Annotated in this window: 19 protein-coding genes; 8 read left to right on the forward strand and 11 right to left on the reverse strand. The window is 65.3% G+C overall.

Annotated elements, in window-relative coordinates:
* Nucleotides 1-207 precede the first annotated feature (207 nt).
* The 4 genes from LOM8899_RS04565 to LOM8899_RS04580 all read left to right on the forward strand — a co-directional run bounded on the left by LOM8899_RS04565 (nucleotide 208) and on the right by LOM8899_RS04580 (nucleotide 4074).
* Nucleotides 208-1164 (forward strand): L-malyl-CoA/beta-methylmalyl-CoA lyase, encoded by a 957-nt coding sequence (locus LOM8899_RS04565; RefSeq protein WP_093990931.1) that lies wholly within the window; start codon nucleotides 208-210, stop codon nucleotides 1162-1164.
* A gap of 93 nt (nucleotides 1165-1257) precedes the next feature.
* Entirely contained in the window at nucleotides 1258-2490 is a 1233-nt protein-coding gene (locus LOM8899_RS04570; RefSeq protein WP_168770467.1) for a capsule assembly Wzi family protein, read from the forward strand.
* Between the two features lie 115 nt (nucleotides 2491-2605).
* On the forward strand, nucleotides 2606-3568 hold the full coding sequence (locus tag LOM8899_RS04575) for an acetyl-CoA carboxylase carboxyltransferase subunit alpha (protein ID WP_093990933.1): 963 nt from the start codon (nucleotides 2606-2608) through the stop codon (nucleotides 3566-3568).
* Complete coding sequence (locus LOM8899_RS04580; RefSeq protein WP_093990934.1) at nucleotides 3568-4074, forward strand: hypothetical protein; 507 nt, start codon at nucleotides 3568-3570, stop codon at nucleotides 4072-4074. The genes LOM8899_RS04575 and LOM8899_RS04580 overlap by 1 nt, the downstream gene beginning before the upstream one ends.
* Nucleotides 4075-4084: 10 nt before the next feature.
* Here the strand turns inward: LOM8899_RS04580 and LOM8899_RS04585 are convergent, their stop codons facing one another.
* The 5 genes from LOM8899_RS04585 to LOM8899_RS04605 are packed head-to-tail and all read right to left on the reverse strand — an operon-like array spanning nucleotide 4085 to nucleotide 7447.
* On the reverse strand, nucleotides 4085-4498 hold the full coding sequence (locus LOM8899_RS04585; protein ID WP_168770468.1) for a DUF1801 domain-containing protein: 414 nt from the start codon (nucleotides 4496-4498) through the stop codon (nucleotides 4085-4087).
* Nucleotides 4492-5094, reverse strand: a complete 603-nt coding sequence (locus LOM8899_RS04590) for a pyridoxamine 5'-phosphate oxidase family protein (protein WP_093990936.1) — start codon at nucleotides 5092-5094, stop codon at nucleotides 4492-4494. The genes LOM8899_RS04585 and LOM8899_RS04590 overlap by 7 nt, the downstream gene beginning before the upstream one ends.
* Before the next feature lie 30 nt (nucleotides 5095-5124).
* Complete coding sequence (locus LOM8899_RS04595; RefSeq protein WP_093990937.1) at nucleotides 5125-5874, reverse strand: lysophospholipid acyltransferase family protein; 750 nt, start codon at nucleotides 5872-5874, stop codon at nucleotides 5125-5127.
* Complete coding sequence (locus tag LOM8899_RS04600) at nucleotides 5871-6776, reverse strand: cell division protein FtsX (RefSeq protein ID WP_093990938.1); 906 nt, start codon at nucleotides 6774-6776, stop codon at nucleotides 5871-5873. The genes LOM8899_RS04595 and LOM8899_RS04600 overlap by 4 nt, the downstream gene beginning before the upstream one ends.
* Nucleotides 6773-7447 (reverse strand): cell division ATP-binding protein FtsE, encoded by a 675-nt coding sequence (locus tag LOM8899_RS04605; RefSeq protein ID WP_093991417.1) that lies wholly within the window; start codon nucleotides 7445-7447, stop codon nucleotides 6773-6775. The genes LOM8899_RS04600 and LOM8899_RS04605 overlap by 4 nt, the downstream gene beginning before the upstream one ends.
* A gap of 153 nt (nucleotides 7448-7600) precedes the next feature.
* On the opposite strand from LOM8899_RS04605, the gene LOM8899_RS04610 reads away from it, so the two are divergent.
* The gene (locus LOM8899_RS04610) at nucleotides 7601-8563 is read left to right on the forward strand and encodes a zinc-ribbon domain-containing protein (RefSeq protein ID WP_093990939.1); all 963 of its coding nucleotides are present in this window, start codon (nucleotides 7601-7603) and stop codon (nucleotides 8561-8563) included.
* A gap of 3 nt (nucleotides 8564-8566) precedes the next feature.
* Here the strand turns inward: LOM8899_RS04610 and LOM8899_RS04615 are convergent, their stop codons facing one another.
* From LOM8899_RS04615 to argH, 4 genes are all read right to left on the reverse strand, one after another.
* Nucleotides 8567-11209: a TIGR02302 family protein gene (locus LOM8899_RS04615; RefSeq protein ID WP_245820427.1), complete on the reverse strand. Its 2643-nt coding sequence runs from the start codon at nucleotides 11207-11209 to the stop codon at nucleotides 8567-8569.
* Between the two features lie 58 nt (nucleotides 11210-11267).
* Nucleotides 11268-12533, reverse strand: coding sequence for a diaminopimelate decarboxylase (gene lysA, locus LOM8899_RS04620; RefSeq protein WP_093990941.1), 1266 nt, complete (start codon nucleotides 12531-12533; stop codon nucleotides 11268-11270).
* 78 nt (nucleotides 12534-12611) lie between these two features.
* A complete protein-coding gene (locus LOM8899_RS04625) occupies nucleotides 12612-12932 on the reverse strand; it encodes a DUF2834 domain-containing protein (protein WP_093990942.1) in 321 nt (106 codons plus the stop codon).
* 87 nt (nucleotides 12933-13019) lie between these two features.
* Nucleotides 13020-14408, reverse strand: coding sequence for an argininosuccinate lyase (gene argH, locus LOM8899_RS04630; protein WP_093990943.1), 1389 nt, complete (start codon nucleotides 14406-14408; stop codon nucleotides 13020-13022).
* 18 nt (nucleotides 14409-14426) lie between these two features.
* On the opposite strand from argH, the gene LOM8899_RS04635 reads away from it, so the two are divergent.
* Nucleotides 14427-14978 (forward strand): TlpA family protein disulfide reductase, encoded by a 552-nt coding sequence (locus tag LOM8899_RS04635; RefSeq protein WP_093990944.1) that lies wholly within the window; start codon nucleotides 14427-14429, stop codon nucleotides 14976-14978.
* Between the two features lie 74 nt (nucleotides 14979-15052).
* Complete coding sequence (locus LOM8899_RS04640; RefSeq protein ID WP_093990945.1) at nucleotides 15053-16648, forward strand: fucose isomerase; 1596 nt, start codon at nucleotides 15053-15055, stop codon at nucleotides 16646-16648.
* A gap of 15 nt (nucleotides 16649-16663) precedes the next feature.
* On the opposite strand, the gene LOM8899_RS04645 is transcribed toward LOM8899_RS04640, so the two are convergent.
* Nucleotides 16664-17224 carry a YqgE/AlgH family protein gene (locus LOM8899_RS04645; RefSeq protein ID WP_093990946.1) on the reverse strand — a complete coding sequence of 187 codons (561 nt, stop codon included), beginning with the start codon at nucleotides 17222-17224 and terminating at the stop codon, nucleotides 16664-16666.
* Nucleotides 17225-17402: 178 nt separating this feature from the next.
* Between LOM8899_RS04645 and LOM8899_RS04650 the strand changes: the two genes are divergently transcribed.
* Complete coding sequence (locus LOM8899_RS04650) at nucleotides 17403-18200, forward strand: protein-disulfide reductase DsbD domain-containing protein (RefSeq protein ID WP_093990947.1); 798 nt, start codon at nucleotides 17403-17405, stop codon at nucleotides 18198-18200.
* Between the two features lie 8 nt (nucleotides 18201-18208).
* Here the strand turns inward: LOM8899_RS04650 and LOM8899_RS04655 are convergent, their stop codons facing one another.
* Nucleotides 18209-21601 (reverse strand): efflux RND transporter permease subunit, encoded by a 3393-nt coding sequence (locus tag LOM8899_RS04655; protein ID WP_093990948.1) that lies wholly within the window; start codon nucleotides 21599-21601, stop codon nucleotides 18209-18211.
* Between the last annotated feature and the right edge of the window lies 1 nt (nucleotide 21602).

A 21602-nucleotide genomic window follows, 5' to 3' on the forward strand; every position in this document is an offset into this window, starting at 1 on the left:
CCCAACCTTCGGGCGCCAGCCGGCGGCATCCACGCGGCCGCGCCCGCCGCGCCGAGTTGGCCCCACGACCCTTGCGGCGAGAGCAACCAACTCAAAGGCAAACCATCCGGAATGCTGCACCTGCGAAAAACCGGCTTGCCGATCATCACGCAATATTATACCCCCACAGGCAATCACAGCGCAATTTCCTTACCAAAAGGCCCTGACATGTCCTTCCGGCTTCAGCCCACACCACCCGCTCGGCCCAACCGTTGTCAATTGTTCGGCCCCGGCTCCCGGATGGCTCTGTTCGAGAAAATGGCCGCTTCCGCCGCCGACGTGATCAACCTCGATCTCGAAGACAGCGTCGCCCCCTCCGACAAGGACACCGCGCGGGCCAATATCATCGCCGCGACGCACGAGGTCGACTGGAACAGCAAATACCTCAGCGTGCGGATCAACGGGCTGGACACGCCCTATTGGTATCGGGACGTGGTCGAACTGCTCGAAAACGCCTCCGACCGGCTCGATCAGATCATGATCCCCAAGGTCGGTTGCGCGGCCGATGTCTATGCGGTCGACGCGCTCGTCACCGCGATCGAGGCGGCCAAAGGGCGCAGCAAGCCGATCAGCTTCGAGGTGATTATCGAATCCGCCGCAGGGATCGCCCATGTCGAGGAAATCGCGGCCTCCAGCCCGCGTTTGCAGGCCATGTCGCTCGGCGCGGCGGACTTTGCCGCCTCGATGGGGATGCAGACCACCGGGATCGGCGGCACGCAGGAGAACTACTACATGCAGCACGGCGAGGCTCGGCATTACTCCGATCCGTGGCACTGGGCGCAAACCGCCATCGTCGCGGCCTGCCGGACCCACGGCGTGCTGCCTGTCGACGGGCCATTCGGTGATTTCAGCGACGACGAAGGCTTTCGCGCTCAGGCGCGGCGGTCGGCCACGCTGGGCATGGTCGGCAAATGGGCGATCCACCCAAAGCAGGTGGCGCTGTCCAACGAGGTCTTCACCCCGTCGGCAGAGGCGGTGGCGGAGGCACGCGAAATCCTTGCCGCAATGGACGAGGCCAAGGCACGGGGTGAGGGAGCCACGGTCTACAAGGGACGGCTCGTGGATATCGCCTCGATCAAGCAGGCCGAGGTCATCGTGCGGCAATCCGAGATGATCGCAGGCTGATGCCCGCCCGTGCAGGCGGCGCCCGGCGCATTGGGCTTTGCCGCCTCGCCTGATCCTGCTATCCCCGGATCAATTCTTGAGATGGGGATAGCCATGATCACGCGCCACCTTGCCGCCACCACGCCGCTCTGCCTCGCGACGATCCTCGCAGGGTCGGTCGCCACGGCGCAAACCAGCTTCGACGTCTCCGCCGGATACGCCACCGAGAGCCTCTATCAGAACGAGCGGTTCGGCTTTGACGCCGGGGCCTTTGCCAGCGTCGGGATCACCGGGCAGGCGGGCGTCCTGCAATACCGGCTCAGCCTCGGCACCAACGAAGACAGCGACCTGCTGCTCGACGGGTCCTACGTGCAACTGGATGCCGGCAACTGGGTCTACGGCTTTGGTCAGATCGACCGAAACTGGGGGCCGTCGCGGTTCAGCTCGATTATCATGTCGTCGAACGCACGGCCGCATCCGACCGTCTATATCCGCAAGGAAAACGCCACGGCCTTCAACCTGCCGGTGCTGGAATGGCTCGGCCCGTGGGATTTCGAGACGTTCTTCGGCCAACTCGAAGAGGACCGGGCCACACCAAACGCCAAGACCTTCGGGATGCGGGTCGGGATCAACCCCGCGCCGGGGCTGACGATCAACTTCGAGCGGACCGCGCAATGGGGCGGCGGTGACCGGCCCGAAGATTTCGAGGCGATCTTCTCGATGATCTTCGGCGATACGAACTCGACTGGCGCCGATCCGGATGCTGCCAACCAGATCGCCGGGATCAGCTTCTCCTACGACCTGCCGCCTTCCATCGCGCCGGTTCGGATCTATGGGCAGATCGCCGGCGAGGACGAAGCCGCCAACCTGCCGATCAAGTTCATGCACCTCGCCGGGGTCGAGCTCGATATGCCCGTGGGCGGGGTGCCCTCGCTGTTCACGCTGGAGATGATCGACACCCGGATCGACAGCCTCGGGCAAGGGTCGTTCCCAAACATCGCCTATGAGAACCGGTTCTACCCCTCGGGCTATACATACGAAGGGCGGGTCATGGGCGTGCCGATCGACACCGACGGGTTCTCGCTGCGGCTGTCGGGGGCGCACGTGCTCGACGAGCTTACCGTCGATTGGGGGCTGGCGCAGGTCAGCATCAACGAATTCGGCACGCTGGATCACCGGCTGTCCTCCGTCCCGGTCTCGGGCGTGGTCGCCGATCTGGGCGGCTCCTACGATTTCGGCAACGGGATGAGCCTGCGGGCCGGGGTCAGCTATCAGGATTTCGACCTCGACACCGCCGGGATCTCCGAAGGGCTTTCGGGGTCGGTATTGCTGAGCCGGACGTTCTGAGCGGGCGGCGCACGGCGCAGACCGGCGGCTTTGGACGCCGGCAAGACGCTGTTCAGTTGCAATGTCCCTGTTCCTCGCCCTATATCGCTAGGGCAACCGCCCGTCGGAGAGATTGATGAAAAACTACCTTGAGTTTGAAAAGCCGCTGGCCGAAATCGAAGGCAAGGCCGAAGAGCTTCGCGCCATGGCCCGGACCAACACCGGGATGGACATCGAGAAAGAGGCCGCCGCGCTGGACAAGAAGGCGGGCGATCTGCTCAAATCTCTCTATGGAAACCTGTCGGCCTGGCAGAAATGCCAAGTGGCCCGGCATCCCGACAGGCCGCATTGCAAAAGCTACATCGAGACGCTGTTCACCGAATACACGCCACTGGCGGGCGACCGGAACTTTGCCGATGACCATTCGGTCATGGGCGGTCTGGCACGGCTCGGCGATCAGGCGGTCATGGTGATCGGGCACGAAAAGGGCAACGACACCAAAAGCCGGATCGAACGGAATTTCGGCATGGCGCGGCCCGAAGGCTATCGCAAGGCGATCCGGCTGATGGAACTGGCGGACCGGTTCGGCGTGCCGGTCGTGACGATCGTCGACACTCCCGGTGCCTATCCCGGCAAGGGCGCCGAAGAGCGCGGCCAGTCCGAAGCGATCGCGCGGGCGACAGAGAAATGTCTGGCGCTCAAGGTGCCTCTGGTCACCGTCATCATCGGTGAAGGCGGATCCGGCGGGGCCGTGGCCTTCGCCACCGCGAACCGGGTTCTGATGCTGGAGCATTCGATCTACTCCGTGATCTCGCCCGAAGGCTGCGCCTCGATCCTGTGGAAGAACGCCGAGAAGATGCGCGAAGCGGCCGAAGCTCTGCGTCTGACCGCGCAAAACCTCAAGGAACTGGGCGTCTGCGACACCATCGTTAAAGAGCCGCTCGGCGGCGCGCACCGCGATGCCCCGGCGGCCATCGACGCGGTGGGCAAGGCGATCCGCAAGGCGCTCGCTGACCTCGCCGGCACCGACGGGCTGGACCTGCGCAACAATCGGCGCAAGAAGTATCTTGGCATCGGCTCCAAAGGTCTCGCCGCCTGATGATGCGGGCGGCGCTATGTGTCGCCCTGTCCGGCCTGCTCTGGGCCGGGGCTGCGGCGGCAGAACAAGGGCTGATGGGGCGCAGCGTGGTGTTCTCGGTCGAGACTTGGGACGACCCGGCAGCACCGTTTCTGCAAAGCAGCGCCTACCGAGCGGTCGTCGGGCCGGGGCCTGAATTCGGGCTGGCCCCGGAAACCAACGGCGATCTCTACGTGGTGCCGGTGCTGATCGACATCGGTGACGACCGGATCGACATCAGCTTCAAGAACATCCCGCCGGGCACCTTCTACGAGGCCGCGTTCAACGGCTATATCCTGACCTTCGAAACGGATTGCGTGCTGTTTGAAAGCGCGATTCTCGACATCAAGGCGACGACTCTGCCCATCGGCAAAGACGCCGTGGAGGTGACGCCGCAAGCGGTCCGGGTCAACGTCTCGGGGCTGGGGCACGATCAGGACAGCACCATCGGTGTGCGGCTGGACGTGCAGGACTGCCCGCTGTCCTGATGGATCCGCGTCAGGCCGGCTTGTGGTAACGCAAGGCCCGTGCAATCGCCGCATGCAGAACATCGTCGATCTGCGCCGCGCCGGGGCGCAGCAGGATCGCCCGATTGCCGTCAAACGCGTCACAATCCGGAAACTGGGCGCGCAGGCCCTCGATAATGCTGGTGCGGCAATTGACATAGAGCGCCGCGGTCTCGGGCGCGGAGCGCGGCACGCCAAGGCGGATCGTCGTGCCGGATTTGGTCGCTTCGGTCAGATAGGCAGGCTCGCCCCAGCGCAGGGCCTCGGTCAGCGGGCCGATCACCGGATCAGCGGCGGCGGCCGCGAATATCCGGGCACGTAGCGCCAACAACCGATCCCGCGGAGCGTCGTCGAAGGCCGCGTAGGCTGCCGCGACCTCCGGAGGGGCGGCAGGTGGCTCTACCACATCGTGGCTTTCGCACGGCCCGACCATTCGGCATCGTATGTCTCGCCGTCGAACCCGGCCTTGATCTCGGCCAGAATGGCACCGGGGCTGGGCAGGCCGGCGCTCTCGTCGCCCGAGGTCCAGAGGCCGGCGCGCAGGATGGCGCGGGCGCATTGGGTGTAAACCTCCGAAATACGGATCACGATGACGGTGCGCGGCTGGGTGCCGGCACGGTCAAAGCGGGCGCAGAGGGCGGGATCGGCGGTCAGCTCGGCCGTGCCGTTGACCCGGACCACGGTCGTCGATCCGGGCACCATGAACATCAGGCTGACGCGGCCGTCGCGGACGATGTTGCGCAGGCTGTCCATCCGGTTGTTGCCGCGCCAGTCGGGCATCAGCAAGGTCTGCGGGTCCTCTACCGTGACGACAGGGCCATCGTCGCCGCGCGGGCTGCCGTCGGTGCCTTCGGGGCCAACGGTGGTCAACACCACAAAGCGCGAGGCGGTGATCCAATCGCGATATAGCGGGGTCAACTTGCGGGCGACCTTGATCATCGCCGGCTCCGACGGAGTGCCATAGAGCGCCTCGAGGGCGGCGATATCGGTGATGGTCTCCATAGTGAACAAACTCCCTTTAAGAGCGACGGGTCAGGATTGGGCCACGGGCGGCTTCGGCACGAAACCGGCTTCGGCCATCAGGGCGTCAGAGCGGGTCTCGATCACCTCTTCGAGCTTTGCCATGAACTCGGGGCCAGTCAAGCCGGACTTGATCCGGGGCAGGAATTCCACCACCGCGACGCCGGGCTTGCGGGTCACGCCGCGCTTTGGCCAGAACACGCCGACGTTGCAGGCGACCGGAACGCAATCCTGCCCGACCTCCTTGTAAAGAGCGCCGGTCCCGGTCTTGTAGGGTGCCTTCACGCCCGGTGCGATGCGGGTGCCTTGCGGGTAGATGATCAACTGTCCGGGCACCGCCTTGCCGGTATTCACATCTGCGACCATCTTGCGGATCGCGGCCCCACGCTTGCCCCGGTCCACTGGGATACAGCCGATCATGCGGGCATATTGGCCAACAACGGGCGAATACATCAGAATACGCTTCATAATGAACTTGCCGCGCGGAAGCGCCCCGAAAATCATCAGCACATCCAGAAATGACTGATGCTTGCCGGCCACCATCACCTCGTCAGTCGGAACCTCGCCGCGCACTTCGCACCGCAGGCCGACAATCAGCTCGGCGGATTTACAAACCCACCGGCAATAGGCGTGACAGGCCGCGTTCGCACCGCGCCGCGAGAACAGCGCCCAAGGCAGGTAGACGATCCCAATAACCGGCAGCATGACATACATCTGGGCGTTGAAGATGATCGAGCGGACCCATTGAATGGCGTCTCTCATGATTGCTCCTTCAGGCAGCGCAAAGCGGCAGACCGGGTCGCGGCAAATGCCACCACGGCGGCCAACGGCGGAATGACGAACGGCAGCAGCCAAGCCCAACCCTGAAACCCGAGCCCGGTCAGGAAACCGCCAGCCACATCGGCGCGGGGCAGCAACAGGATGGCGACCATCCCCGCCACCGTGCCGACTGCGGCCCCGGTTAGGGCACGCAAGGTAAAGCGGCGGACAAATGCGCGCGCGATATAGGCGTCGCGGGCGCCGACAAGGCGCAGCACGCGGATCACCTGGGCATTGGCCGAGAGGGCCGCCTGCGCCGCCAAAGAGATCATCGCGGCCGTCGCGAGGGCGATCAGAACGATACAGACACCGCCCAGAAACCGCAGGCGGCCCGCGGCTTCGATCAAGGGCTCGCGCCAGCGGGTGTGATCGTCAAGCACCGCGCCGGGAACCTCGGCCTGCAACCGGGCGCGCAGGCCGGTCGGGTCGAATCCGTCGTCGACCTCGATGATCTCGATCAGTTGCGGCACCGGCAGGCTCTCGATCGGCAATCCTGGGCCGAACCACGGCTCCAGCAGGTCACGCTGCTCGTCGGCCGTCAGGGCGCGGGCCGCGGCGACGCCGGGGGTCGTCTCCAACAGGCGGATGGCGGCGGCGGTCTGGGCGGCCATCTGCTCGGCCGGAGCCGAGATGCGCAGGGTCGAGGTGCGGGCAAGCTCTTCGCCCCATCGGTCGGCCAACCGGCCCGCCGCAAGGCTCAAGGCAAGGGCAAAGACCGCCAGAAACGCCATCGCACCGGCGGTAAAGACCGTCAGATTGGCGGTAAAGCCCGTGGGCGGAACGGCGCGGTCCGCCTGACTGTCGCCCGCCAGCAAGGACAGGCCACGACGCAACGCCCCGATCATAGATCCGCCCCCGCCGCTTGCAGCTTGCGATTGCGAAGGCGCAGGACACGGGCCTGAACCTGCGCCTTGGCGGCGCGGATCAGGTTCAGGTCATGGGTCGCGATGAGGACCGCCTTGCCCATCTTGTTCAACTCGACAAGCAGGGTCAGCAAGCGTTGCGACATCTCCCAATCCACGTTGCCCGTCGGCTCGTCGGCGATGATCACATCCGGCGAGGTGATCACTGCACGGGCCAGCGCGGCCCGCTGACGTTCGCCACCAGAGAGCTGGGGGGGCAATTGAGCGGCCTGATTGGTCAGACCGACCCAAGCCATCAGATCGTTCAAATCGTCGCCCACCTCCGATTGCCGGCCCGCGGCGGTCATCGGCAGGGCGATATTCTCGGCCACCGGCAAATGGTCGAGGAACTGACAATCCTGATGGACGACCCCGATGCGGCGGCGGGCCATGGCCACGCCGTCACGGGTCATCTGACGCTTGTCCTCGCCAAACAGCAGCACGTCGCCCGACGTCGCTGTCAGTTCGCCATAGCAGAGCTTGAGCAAAGTCGTCTTGCCCGCCCCGGACGGGCCGGTCAGGAAATGGAATGATCCGGGGGTAAGAGACAGAGACAAGTCTGAAAACAGCTCTGCCCCGCCATAGGAGTAGGCCACATTGCGCAGCTCGATCACGGGTGCCCCTTTGCTTGCTTTGCCCCCTTCTGCCCAAATCTGCCACAAGTTTCAATCATAGGCGCAAGATCGGCCGCAAAACCTTGGCGCGGCCGATCTTCGTTGATAGGCTGCCGGCGTGTGGGAAGACTATCGGGGGCTCAGTTAGCCAATATGCGGCTCATTTGTCCGAATTGCGGTGCGCAATACGAAATCGGGGACGACGTGATCCCGGATAGTGGCCGGGACGTGCAATGTTCCAATTGTGGCCACACATGGTTTGAAGAGCCCGGCGCCTCAGAGGCCGCCGAGGCCGGTGAACCCTATGAAGCGCCTACGGCGCCGGTCTTTCAGAAACCCGAGCCGGAAGAAGAGCCGGAACCCGAGCCAGAACCCGCGCCCGAACCCGAACCGGAGCCAGAACCCGAACCGGAGCCGGAACCCGAGCCTGAGCCCGAGCCGGAACCCGAGCCTGAGCCCGAACCAAAACCCGAGCCGGAACCGCAGCCCGAGCCCGAACCAGAGCCTGCGCACACCGCGCGGAGCACCGTCTCGCCTGAAATCGCCCGCATCCTGCAAGAAGAGGCCGCACGCGAAGAGGCCGCCCGCCGGAACGAGGCGCAGGGCGGCTTGGAAAGCCAGCCCGATCTGGGCCTGGAGGCTCCGCTCGATCGCGAAGAGCAACTGGCCGAAGAAGCCCGCAGACGGATGGCGCGGATGCGCGGCGAGGCGGCTCCGGCCATCGGTGCCGCCGTCACCGCAAGCTCCGGCGCACGGCGCGAGCTCTTGCCCGATATCGAAGAGATCAACTCATCGCTGCGGTCTGCCTCCGACCGGGACGAGGCGCACGAGCCAACGGCCGAAGAGGTCGAAGTGCAGAACCGGCGCGGCTTCCGCTACGGGTTCAGCCTCGTCGTGCTGATCTTTGCCGCCCTGGCACTGATCTACACCTACGCGCCGAGGATCGCCGAGGCCGTGCCGCAATCGGCACCGGTGCTGGATCGGTATGTCGCCGCCGTCGACGACGGTCGGATCTGGCTCGACATCAAGATGCAGGGGCTGCTGGAGCGGATCGAAGCCGACGACAGCACCCCCGCCCCAGAGAGCGCCCCGGCACCGGACGGCACGGACAGCTAATCGCTAGAAGCGCTCCAGCAGGCGCTTGAGGTAATCCAGCTCCTGCTCCGGGCGCTCCTGCTCGGCGGAGCGGCGACGGATTTCGTCCAACAGCTCTTCGGCCCGGCGGTAGACGTCGTTGCCCTGCAACATGTTCTCGTCAGATCCGAACTGGCCATTGTTGCCCAACTGGCGGCCCAACGGGTCGCGGCGGGTCGGCTCGACACGGCCGTCGGCGGCGCCCTGCTGGGTGCCCTGCCCCGGCTCCTGGTTCTCGTTCTGCGCCAGAGCCTCGCCCAGATTGCGCATACCTTCGCGCAGGGCGTTCATCGCCTCGGCCTGACGATCGATGGCCTCGGCCATATCGCCTTCGCGCAGGGCGTCCTCGGCCTCCTCCATCGCACCCTCGGCCTGATCGAGTGCGCGACGAGCGGCCTCGGCCTCCTCACCGCTGAGAGCGGGCAGGTTGCCGCGCTGACGCTCGACCTCGCGGCGCAACGCCTCCTGGCGTTCGGACAGGCTTCCCATGTTCTGCTGATCGCCGCCGCCATCGCCGCCGGGGCCCTGATCGTTCTGCTGGCCCTGTCCGGACGGCTCACCGGGGCTCTGGCCCTGACCCTGCTGGCTGCCGGGTTGCTGGCCGGGCTGTTGGCCCTGCTGCCCCTGCTGCTGGCCGGGCTCCTGACCCTGCTGGCCCTGTTGCTGGCCGGGCTGCTGACCGTTGAACTGCTCCTGCAGCTCGCGGAACGCCTCGTCCGACAGCTGTTGCTGATCGCGAAGGGCTTCGGCCATGTCCTGCATGCTCTGCTGACCGGGGGTCTGAGGACCGCCCTCGCCGCCCTCGCCCTGCGTGACCTGCAGGTTCTCCATCAGCTGGTTCAACTGCTCCATCAGCTCGGCGGCTTCGGCCATGCGACCCTCTTCCATCAACTCCTGAATGCGGTCCATCAGGGCCTGCAATTCATCTTGGGTGATGGTCGTCGAATTCTCGCCGGTCTGGGGCTCGTCGGTGCCGTCGCGGGGCTCGGCATTCTGGGCGAGCATGTTCATGTAATCATTCATCGCCTCGCGAAGCTCGTTCATCAGCTCCGCGATTTCCTCGTCCGAGGCACCGTTGCGCATCGCCTCGGCCAGACGCTCCTGAGCACGCTGCAAACGCTCGCGGGCGTCGGCCAAGGTGCCGTCCTCCAACTGGATCGCCAGATCCCAAAGCGCCAGCGCGATCTCGTCGACCTCTTCAGCGGTCAGCGCCTCCGCGCGGGACAGCGCATCAAGGCGACGCAAAGTGACATTGAGGCGCAGATAGGTCGTCTCAGAGGTGAACAGATCCTCGGGCTTGTAGGACACCGCCCGCAAGACCTGCACGACGCGGCGAGCATTGGAGGCCGACCACAGCAGATCGCGGCGCTGCTCGATCACCGCACGGGCGACCGGCTGGAAAAAGCGGCGACCGGGCAGGATCATGCCCTCGGGAATGCCGATGCCCTCTTGGCCGGCGGCATCGGTGACGCTCATGGTGACAGTCACCGGCATATTGGCAAAGGGATGCTGGCTGAAATCGTCGATCAGGGTCTCTTGAAACTCGCCGCGATCGCCGGAAAACGGCATCGGCAGATCGACGATCACCGGATCGCGAGGGTCGGGATCGACGGTCAGACCATGGGCGCGCTCGACCGCTGCCAGATCAAGGGCGATGACCGCCTGCCCTGCCATCACCGCGTAATCGTCCTGTGCGGCAAAGGGGAGCGACATCTCCCCCATCGCGCTGGCCTCGACCGGCGCGGTGATCGACACTTCGGGCGGCACATCGGCGATGATGCGAACATCCCACGCCGCGCCGCCGGGGCCGTCGATGGTCAGGTTGCCGTTCTGGGCGACCTCGAGCATCCGCTGGGACTGCGGCTCCGCTTCCGGGTCCGGCGCAATCGGCGCATCGGTGATCGATTCCGTGACGGTCAGCGCCCCCGGCTCACCATAAAGGCGCAGGGTCACGCGGCTGCCCTGCGGCACGATCAACAGACCGGGCGGAATATCGGCAAGGTAAAGGGACGGGCGGCCGGTATAGGCAGGCGGCTCGACCCAACCCTCCCAAACCGGACCAGTGGCCAGAACCTGTCCGTCGGCGGTGGTCTCGATCCCGGGGATGGCGCGAAACGCCCCGCCAAACAGCACCGCCACCGCCAGAAACAGGGCCGCGATAAAGCGCAGACCGTAAGGATCGCGGTCGGAAATGCGCAGATCGGGCTGCACAGCGCGGGCCTCGCGGGTGCGCTCGGCCATGCGGGCCAGATGGGCGCGCCAAACGGCCTCCGAAGCAAGATCACCGGCGCCGATCGCCTGACTGTCGGCCAAGGCGGCAATCGGACGGCCGGGCAACGTGGCATCCAGACGGGCCAGAGCATCGGCACGGCTGGGCCAGACCATCTTGCGCAAGCCCCAACCAAACGCGGCCAGAAACGCCAGCCCCGCCACGGCGACAAAGGCCCAAAGGCCCTGCTCCGTCAGCAGGCGCAGCCACCCCATCAGCAGCGGCACAAGGATCAGCGCGATCACGATCCACAACGGCCAGAACGCGCGCACCACGGCCTCGGCCAGCATACCGGCACGGGTCAGGCGAACCGGCCAGTTCAGATGGGGCAGCGGCTCCGGCCCGGTGGGCCTCGGCATCAGAGGCGGCTTCTCGGCGATCGTGTCTCTCCTACAGCTCAGCTTTGAATGTAGGGTATCAAAGCCACGAGGGAATGCTATCGCGCGAAATCATCTCTTCATAGGTGGGACGAGAGCGGATAACCGCGAATTGATCGCCCGAGACAAGAACCTCGGGCACCATCAGGCGAGAGTTGTACTCGCTCGACATCACCGCGCCGTAAGCCCCGGCAGAGCGGAACGCGACCAGATCGCCACTGGCCAGCGGCGCCATGCTGCGGGCCTTGGCAAAGGTATCGCCGCTCTCGCAAATCGGGCCGACGATATCATAGACGGCCTGCTCAAGGCCTGGTTCTGCCTCGACAACCGGCACTATATCGTGGTGGGCCTCATACATGGCCGGGCGGATCAGATCGTTCATCGCCGCATCGAGGATCAGGAACTCACGATCCTCACCGGATTTCACATAGATGACCTGAGACACCAGAACCCCGGAGTTGCCCGAGATCAGGCGCCCCGGCTCGATCTCGATCTCGCAGCCCAGATCGCCGACCGTGCGGCGAATGACCTCACCGTATTCGACCGGCAGCGGCGGCGCGTTGTTGCCGCGGTCGTAAGGAATGCCCAATCCGCCCCCCAGATCGAGGCGGGTGATCTCGTGACCATCGGCCCGCAAGGCGCGGGTCAGCTCCGCCACCTTCAGATAGGCGGCCTCGAACGGGGCAAGCTCGGTCAACTGGCTGCCGATATGAACGTCGATTCCGATGACCTTCAGGCCGGGCAGACCTGCGGCCATTGCATAGACCTCGCGGGCGCGGCTGATCGGAATGCCGAACTTGTTTTCCTTCTTGCCCGTCGCGATCTTGGCATGGGTCTTGGCGTCCACATCGGGATTGACGCGCACGGTGATCGGCGCCTCGACACCCAGCCCCGAGGCCACCTCGGACAGCGCGCGCATCTCGGGCTCGCTCTCCACGTTGAACTGGCGGATGCCACCCTCAAGGGCAAGGCGCATCTCCTCGCGGGTCTTGCCGACACCGGAAAACACGATGCGGTCGCCCGGCACGCCGGCCGCCTTGGCACGAAGATACTCGCCGCCCGACACCACATCCATGCCGGCCCCGGCATCGCCCAAAAGCTTGAGCACGGCGATATTGCTCAGCGACTTCATCGCAAAGCACACCAGATGAGGCATGCCTTGCAGCGCCTCGTCAAACAGCCGGTAATGGCGCAACAACGTCGCCGCAGAATACACATAGACAGGCGTGCCCACGCTGGCGGCAATCTCGGCCAGCGGCACGTCTTCGGCCATCAGCTGGCCGTCACGGTACAGAAAATGATCCACCAAACTCTCCCGAAGCGCCGGGTCCGGCGCGCAAACTCATGGCTTCTTTTGGCCCCAAATACGGCCCCCGGAGGGGCCTCAGCCCACCACCGGACGCGACCGCAGAAAAAGATACAAGGGCAAGCCACAGCTCACCCCGATGCAAAACGTCGCCGGAATGGCGATAAGGGCGGTCCAGTTGCGGCGCACCGACACCTCGGCCACGATCCACACCGTCAGGGTGATCGCCGCAATCGTCAAATCCCAGACAAGGCCGTGGGTCGAGGCGTTGACATACCACGCGTCGATCAGACCGCCCAATCCGGTGCCTTCCGTCTGCATGTAGCTGACGAAATAGTACATCGGGTGGATCGCGCCCCAGATGGCGAGGCCCAGATAGATCAGACGCAGCGGCGGCATCTCAAAGGGGCTCCACAGCCGGCGTCGGCACGAACGGCGGGCCATCGGCGCCACAACCAGCCAGCACGATCAAGACGAACAGAACTCTCATCCCAAGACCTCTTTCCAACGGGCGATCTGCAGCCGCACCTGACTGGGTGCGGTGCCGCCATAAGAGGTGCGGCTGGCGACGGAATTGTCCACCCCCAAGACCTCGAAGACGGCATCGGTGATATCGGCATGGACCGACTGCATATCGGCCAAGCTCAGTTCCGGCAGGTCGCAGCCCTTTCCCTCGGCCATCGCGACGAGCGATCCCGTCACATGGTGGGCATCGCGGAACGGCAGGCCCAGCGTGCGGACCAGCCAATCGGCCAGATCGGTGGCGGTCGAAAACCCCGTGGCCGCGGCAACGCGCAGATTGTCCACCTGCGCCTCCATGTCGGCGACCATGCCGGACATCGCGGCCAGGGCCAGCATCAGGTTGTCGGCGGCGTCGAAGACCTGCTCCTTGTCTTCCTGCATGTCCTTGGAATAGGTCAGGGGCAGGCCCTTCATCACGGTCATCAAGGCAACGTTGGCACCGAAAATCCGACCGATCTTGGCGCGGATCAACTCGGCCGCATCCGGGTTGCGCTTTTGCGGCATGATGCTCGATCCGGTGGACCAGCGATCCGACATCTTCACAAAGCGGAACTGGGCGGAGGACCAGATCACCAATTCTTCGGCCAGACGGCTCAGGTGCATGGCACAGATCGACGAGGCGGCCATGAACTCCAGTGCAAAATCGCGGTCGGCCACGGCGTCGAGTGAGTTGGACATCGGCCCGTCAAAGCCCAGCGCCTCCGCAGTCATCTCGCGGTCGATCGGAAACGACGTTCCGGCCAAGGCAGCGGCGCCCAGAGGCGACAGGTTCATCCGTTTGCGGGCATCGGCAAAGCGGGCGCGGTCGCGGGCAAACATCTCGACATAGGCGAGCATATGATGGCCCCACGTCACCGGTTGGGCCACCTGTAAATGCGTAAAGCCCGGCATCACCCAATCCGCCCCAGCCTCCGCCTGCCCCAGCAGGGCTTCCATCAAGGCGGCCAGGGCGCTGTCGGCCGCGTCGCACTGATCGCGGACCCAAAGGCGGAAGTCGACAGCCACCTGGTCATTGCGGGACCGGGCGGTGTGCAGGCGGCCCGCAGGCTCTCCAATGATCTCCTTCAGGCGAGCCTCCACATTCATGTGGATGTCTTCCAACGCCGTCGAGAACGGGAAATCGCCGCCCTCGATCTCTGACAACACCGTGAGCAGGCCTTCCCGAATGGCCTCGGCATCGCTAGGACTGATGATGCCCGTGGCAGCCAGCATGGCGGCATGGGCTCTCGACCCTGCGATGTCCTGCGCGGCCAGGCGTTTGTCAAACCCGATCGAGGCATTGATCGCCTCCATGATCGCATCGGGTCCGGCGGCGAAACGGCCACCCCACATCGCATTCGAGGTCTTGGTCATAATCTCTCCGGAGGGTTCATGCGGAACATCGTCTTTGCGGCTCTTTATACGGCGCTGGCCGGCCTTGCAAATCCCGCGGTTGCGCAGGATCTGGACGGGCTGCGCACAGGCGACATGCGCAAACTGATCGTGCACAGCGAACTGGCGCGGGGATCCGACGTCGAGTTCACCGGCGAAGACGGCAGCACGATGACGATGGCCGACTACGAAGGCAAATGGGTGGTGCTCAACTTCTGGGCCACCTGGTGCGCGCCCTGCCGGGTAGAGATGCCGCATCTGTCGCAGCTCCAGACCGACTTCGGCGGCGACGATTTCGAGGTCGTCACCATCGCCACCGGACGCAATCAGCCGCAGGCGATGCAGGCCTTTCTCGATGAAATCGGCGTCGATAACCTGCCGCTGCACACCGATCCCCGGCAGGCGCTAGCCCGCGACTTCGGGGTGCTCGGTCTGCCGGTCACCGTGATTCTGACGCCCGACGGGCAAGAGTTCGCCCGGTTGCAAGGCGAGGCCGACTGGTCCGCGCCCGAGGCCTATGCCGTATTCGAGGCGCTGCTCGCCTCCGACTAGGTCAGGAATTGGTTCCCGACCCGCAACTGTCATGCTAACATGTTAGCGTGACGCAACCGGGGAGGGATCACGCCATGACCGATATCCTGCTATTCGCCAGCGGCGATCTGAGGCAATCCGCCAATCAGGTCTGCTGGCCCGCGCAACAGGCGGTCGAGGCCAAGCTCACCGCCAGCCTCGCCGCCAAGGGGCACACCCTCACCCGCGCGCACCCGTTCAAACCCGATCAGGGGCACGGGTTTCTGGCCTCGCAACGAGAGGGGCTCGACGCCTTCGCCGGGATCGACAGGCACGCGCCGATCATCGTGGCCGAGGCGGTCTGGCAATACAGCCACCACATCCTGCCCGGGCTGATGCAGCACAAGGGGCCGATCCTCACTGTGGCCAACTGGTCCGGTCAATGGCCGGGGCTGGTCGGGATGCTCAACCTCAACGGCTCTCTGACCAAGGCGGGTGTCTACTACAGCACGCTCTGGAGCGAGGATTTCGAAGACGAGATGTTCCAGAGCGGCCTCGACAACTGGCTCGCCACAGGCAGCGTCCACCACGACGCAAGCCACGTGACGCCGTTCGATCCGGGCACCCTGCCGGAGAAGCTGGTAGAGAAAGGCTACGGCATCGCCGACGCGATCCGTGACGCCGGGGTGATCATGGGGGTCTTCGACGAAGGCTGCATGGGGATGTATAACGCGATCATCCCTGACGAACTGCTCGCCCCGCTCGGCGTGTTCAAGGAACGGCTCTCGCAATCGGCGCTCTACTACGAGGCGACGCAAGTCAGCGACGACGAGGCAGAGGCCGTGCTCGGCTGGCTCGAAGCCAAGGGGATGACCTTCCATTTCGGAGACACCCCCCAAACCGATCTGACACGCGGGCAAGTGCTCGACCAAAGCCGAACCTACATCGCCGCCGCACGGCTGGCCGACGATTTCGGCTGCGAGGCCATCGGTATCCAGTATCAGCAAGGGCTCAAGGACCTGCTGCCCGCCTCCGATCTGGCCGAGGGGATGCTCAACAACGACGACAGGCCGCCCGCGCCAGACCGGTCCGGCGCGGCGATCCGGCCGGGCGAGGCCATCGTGCACTTCAACGAAGTCGACGAATGCGCCGGGCTCGACGGTCTGATCACCGCGCGGGTGCACCGGGCTTTGGGGCAGCCGGCGGAGACGACGCTGCACGATCTGCGCTGGGGCGACATCGACCGGTCAGGCACCGAAGAGGGCTTCATCTGGGTGTTCGAGATCTCGGGCGCCGCCCCGCCCGCGCATCACGTGGGCGGCTGGGCCGGGACGCAAAGCCACCGGCAACCGCCAATGTATTTCCGGCTTGGCGGCGGCACCGTGCAGGGGATCGCCAAACCGGGCAACATCGTCTGGTCGCGGATCTTTGTCGAAGGCGGTGCGCTGCACATGGATATCGGACTGGCCGACGTGGTCGCCCTGCCCGAGAGCGAGACGCTGCGGCGGCTCACCGACACCACCCCGCAATGGCCGATCATGCACGCGCGACTGCGCGGGATCAGCCGCGATCAGATGATGGGGCGGCACAAGGCCAACCACGTGCAGGTCGCCTACGGAAACGATGCCGAAGGGGCACGGCAAGCGGCCTTGACCAAGGCCGCCGTCGCCGCACGACTGGGGATCAGCGTCCACCTCTGCGGCGAGATCTGAGGGGAGAGGGCCGGATCAGGCGCGCCCGGCATCCGCCGACAAGGTCATCGGATCAATCCCGATGGACTTCAGCGCCGCCGACCACTTGTGCTCGCTGGCGCGGCCAAACACGATGTCGGCGCGGGAGGCGGCGGTCAGCCAACCGTTGGCGGCAATCTCGTCCTCCAACTGGCCCGGTCCCCACCCGGAATAGCCCAGCGCCATCAGGGACGACGACGGGCCGCGACCGGCGGCAAGCTCTTCGAGCACGTCGAGCGAGGCGGTCATCGCCATGTCGTCGGCCACCTGCAAAGTGGTCGGGCCGTCCAGATAATCGCTCGAGTGCAGGACAAAGCCACGGCTCTGCTCGACCGGACCACCAAAATGCACACGGATGTCACGCATGCCCGGCTCCGAATCGATGCCGAGTTGGGTCAACAGATCGCTGAAATGGATCTCCGGGGTCGGCTTGTTGACGATCAGACCCATCGCGCCTTCGTCGGAATGGGCGCACATATAGACAACGCTTTGGGCAAAGCGGGGATCGCCCATACCGGGCATCGCGATCAGGAACTGGCCACTGAGGTCTAAGGTCATGCCCCAAAGATGTGATACCGGGGGCAAACGTGCAAGGGGGCGGCAGGCGCACGGGGATCACAGAACGATGAACCGCCGATCCGCGGCAGGCGCGGCGGCTATGACCGAAACAGCACGACAGCGCCGTCTCGCACAGTCGTGACTTCCCATTTCAAGCGACTCCGCCCACATCAATGGCATGAAACAACTCGCCCCCCTCGCCCTCGCGGCCTGCCTGCTCGCCGCGCCCACCGGCGCACAGACCCTTGACGACATCGTCACGCTCGACGTGCTGCCCGGTTGGGACACGGCGCAGGGCACACGGATGGTCGGGCTGCGGCTGACCCTTGCCGACGGGTGGAAGACCTACTGGCGGGCCCCCGGTGACAGCGGGATCCCGCCGCAGGTGGTCTGGCGGGGGTCGGAAAACATTTCGGCGGCGCAATTTCATTGGCCGGTGCCGGAGGTGTTCAGCCTCTCCGGTATGCAGGCGATCGGCTACTCCGGGCAGGTCGTGATCCCCGTCGAACTGCAACCCGGCACGCCGGGGCAGCCGGCACGGGCGGCGGGCGAGCTGGACATCGGGGTCTGCGAAGAGGTCTGCGTGCCGATGCGGCTCAGCTTCGATATGGCGCTGCCACCGGGCGGCGGTCGGCATCCGGCGATCATCTCGGCCCTCGTCGACAGGCCGATGACAGCAGCAGAGGCCGGAGCAGGACCGGTCACCTGCGCCCTGCAACCCACGGCCAACGGGCTGACGATCACCGCCTCGATCCCGCTCGGCAGCACCGGCAGCCGAGAGGTCGTGGTGATCGAAACCAGCGATCCCCAGGTCTGGGTCTCGGAAACCGATGTCACGCGGCAGGGGCGGACACTGACCGCGCAGGCCGACATGGTGCACAGCAACGGCGGCGGCTTCGCGCTCGACCGGTCCGGGGTGCGGATCACCGTGCTGGGCAGCGACCGGGCGGTCGACCTGCGCGGCTGCACCGGCTAGGGGCCGGATCAGGCGGCAGACGCCCGGCGCTTTGCCCCGCGTCCTGCGGCGATTGCGGTGACAAAGTAGATCACGATCAATCCCACCGCCATCACCGCCGCATAGGCGGCGAGGGCCGGGCCAATGCCCGCGCCCACCTGCGGCAGGACAGCCATGATGGGAGGCCATCCCGTCCCGGTCAGCAGCACCGGCAGGACCAGCAGCGCAAACAGGCCGATCGACCACAAGCCGGCGGCCACAGCCACGCCGCGCGCCGCTCCGGCAGAGCGGAACCCGCGCTTGGCGGCGGCAATCTGGCGCGCCCAGTCGTCCTGCATCGCCATCAGGGCGGGCACGACCATCAGCACCAGCACCATGCCAAAGCCGAGGCCGTAGACCAGCGTGATCACTGTCGGCTTCAGGAACTGGGCCTGGTTCGACGTCTCGTAGAGCAACGGCGCAAGGCCGAGGACCGTCGTGGCCGTGGTCAGGAACACAGGCCGCAAACGATCCGCCGCCCCGTCGATGATCGCAGGAACGATGCCGCGGTTCTCGGCATATTCGTCGATGGTGGTGACCAGCACGATACTGTCGTTGATGATGATACCCACCATCCCGATCATGCCGACAACCGTGAACAGGCTCATCGGAATGCCCCATGCGTTGTGGCCATAGATCGTGCCGACAAGGCCGAAGGGGATGATCGCCATGACGACGATCGGGCGGGTCCAGCTGGAGAAGATCCACGACAGGGTCAGGTAGATGCCCGTCAGACACAGGATCAAACCGGTCAGGGCATCATTGAGGAATTCGTCCTCATCGGCGGACAGGCCCGCCAGATCGGTGCCGACGGCGTAAGTCTCTTCGATGCGAGGCAGAATGTCCTCGGCGATGGATTTCATGATCGCCGACGCGCGGTCCGGGTTGTCGTCGTCCAGACCGGCCGAGACGTTGATCAACTGCACGCCGTTCTCGCGGCGAACGGTCGAGAACCCGCTCTCCCGGCTGACCGTGACGATATCGGCAAGCGGGACATACTGACCGCTGGCGGCACGCATCTGGGTGCGGTCGAGGAAATCGGCGGTCAGTTCCGAGGACGGCAACTCGACGCGGATCGTAGCCGAGCGGGCGCCATCGGGATAACTGGCCGCCTCGATGCCGTTCAACCGCTGACGGAGCGTGCGACCCAGATCGTCGATGGTAAAGCCCAGAGCCTCGCCCTGCGGGGTCAACTCCAGAATGAGCTCGTCCTTGTCATAGGACAGGCTGTCCTCGGCACCGGAAATCTCCGGGATCTGGCCAAGCTCGGCCTTCAACGCCTCGGCGGCGGCCTTCAGCGTGTCGCTGTCAGCGCCAAAGATCTGCACGTCGATGTCGTCACCACCGGGGCCGGACCCCCAGGAGCGGAAGCTGACCGTCTCGGCCATCGGGTGATTGACCACGGCCTCCTGAACGGCCCCGACAAAGGCAAAGGACGAATAGGGGCGGCTGTCGGCATCGATCAGCGAGATGGTGATCGAGCCGAGCTGCCAGCTTTCCTTGGTGTCGGATCCGGACAGGGCGCGGCCCGAATTGCCGCCGATCTGGGCGATCACATAGGCAATCGGGTTCACCCCGGTATCGGCCTCAAACTGAGCGGCGGTGGCCTCGGTGGCGCGCTGCAATTCACGCATCATCGCCACGCCGTCCTCGCGGGTGGCACCGGGGAGCATGGCGAAATTGCCGGTAACGGATCCCTGCTCGGGGGCCGAGAAAAAGCGCCACTGCACATCGCCGCGCACGAACAGGGCCACTTGGCTGGCAAGCACCACGATGACCAGCGCCACCACAGGATAGCGCAGCACGATGACACCGGCCATGAACGGCCGGAACAGCTTGATCCGAACCCAGTTGAAGCCCCGGTTCACCACCCGGCTGGGAATGTCGTACCACTTCTCACGGGCGTTATGGGCAAGGGCATGGCTCAGGTGGTTGGGCAGGATCAGGAAGCACTCGATCAGGCTGGCGATGAGAATCGCGATCACCGTGAACGGAATATCCGAGATCAGATCGCCGAACCGGCCACCCACGGCCACCAGACCAAAGAAGGCAATGACGGTCGTCAGCGTCGCCGAAAAGACCGGCATGAACATGCGGCGGGCGGCGTTCTCGGCGGCCTGCACCGGGGTTTCGCCCAGCCTTCGGGCGCGGAAATCCGCGTGCTCGCCGACGACAATGGCGTCGTCCACCACGATGCCAAGGGTCAGGATCAGCGCAAACAGCGAGATCATGTTGAGCGTCAGGCCAAAGGCATACATCACCGCGACACCGGCGAGCATGGCGACAGGAATACCGGCGGCCACCCAGAACGCGGTGCGGGCGTTGAGAAACAGGAACAACAGACCGACGACGAGGGCCAGACCCATGATCCCGTTGTCGAGGAGGATGTCCAACCGGCCCGAAATCGCATCGGCGTTGGAATTGACCAACTCGATGGTCACGCCGGCAGGCATCGTCGCCTGCATCTCGGCCACGACCTCGACGGTCTTCTGCTCCAACTCGATGGCATCGCCGTCGGCATTGCGGTTGACGCGGATCTGCACGGCCGGATCGAGGCCGACGAAATAGGCGCGGTCGCGGTCGATCCCCTCGACGCGGACGGTCGAGACATCGCCGATGGTCAGGGTCGATCCATCGGCATTGCGGCGCAGGACGATGGCTGCGATCTCTTCTGCGCTGCGCTTTTCCACGCCGGTGCGAACGCGGGCGATGCCTGCGTCACCGGCGGGATCGGCGTTCACCTCGCGGGCAATCGCGGTCGAGATATCGGACAGGCCGATGTCATAGCGGATCAGGGACAGGCTAGGGACTTCGATGATCGTGCTGGGGGCGGCGACGCCCTGAATATCCGCGCGGGTCACGCCAGCGGCAAACAGGCGGGCGGCCAACTCGTCGGCAAAGCGACCCAACTGGTTGACGCCGACGGGGCCGGTGATGACCACGTCGGTGACGCGGTCCGACCAACTGCCCCGGCGCACCGTGTTCTTCTCGGCATCCTCGGGCAGGCTGGTAATTGCGTCGAGAGCGTCCTCGATGTCCTTCTCGGCCTGCTCGATATCGTATCCGGGCTCGAATTCGAGGCGGATGCTGGCCGAGCCCTCGCGAGATGTGGCGGTGGTGCCGGTGACACCGTCGACACCCAGCAAGACCGGCTCAAGGACCTGCACGATGGCGGCGTCCACGTCCTCGGCCCCGGCGCCGTCCCACGAGTACGAGACCGAAAGAGAGTCGACGACCACGTCGGGAAAGAACTGCGCACGCATGTTCGGACCGGCCAGCAGGCCGGCGGTCAGCATCAGGACGAGCACCAGATTGGCGAGGGTCTTGTGGCGGGTGAAGTAGGACAGGATGCCCTTGGATGTCGACAGGTCGCGATCAGACATG

Origin of the sequence: Flavimaricola marinus, from assembly GCF_900184895.1 — a bacterium.
In the GTDB taxonomy this organism is placed as follows: Bacteria; Pseudomonadota; Alphaproteobacteria; order Rhodobacterales; family Rhodobacteraceae; genus Flavimaricola; species Flavimaricola marinus.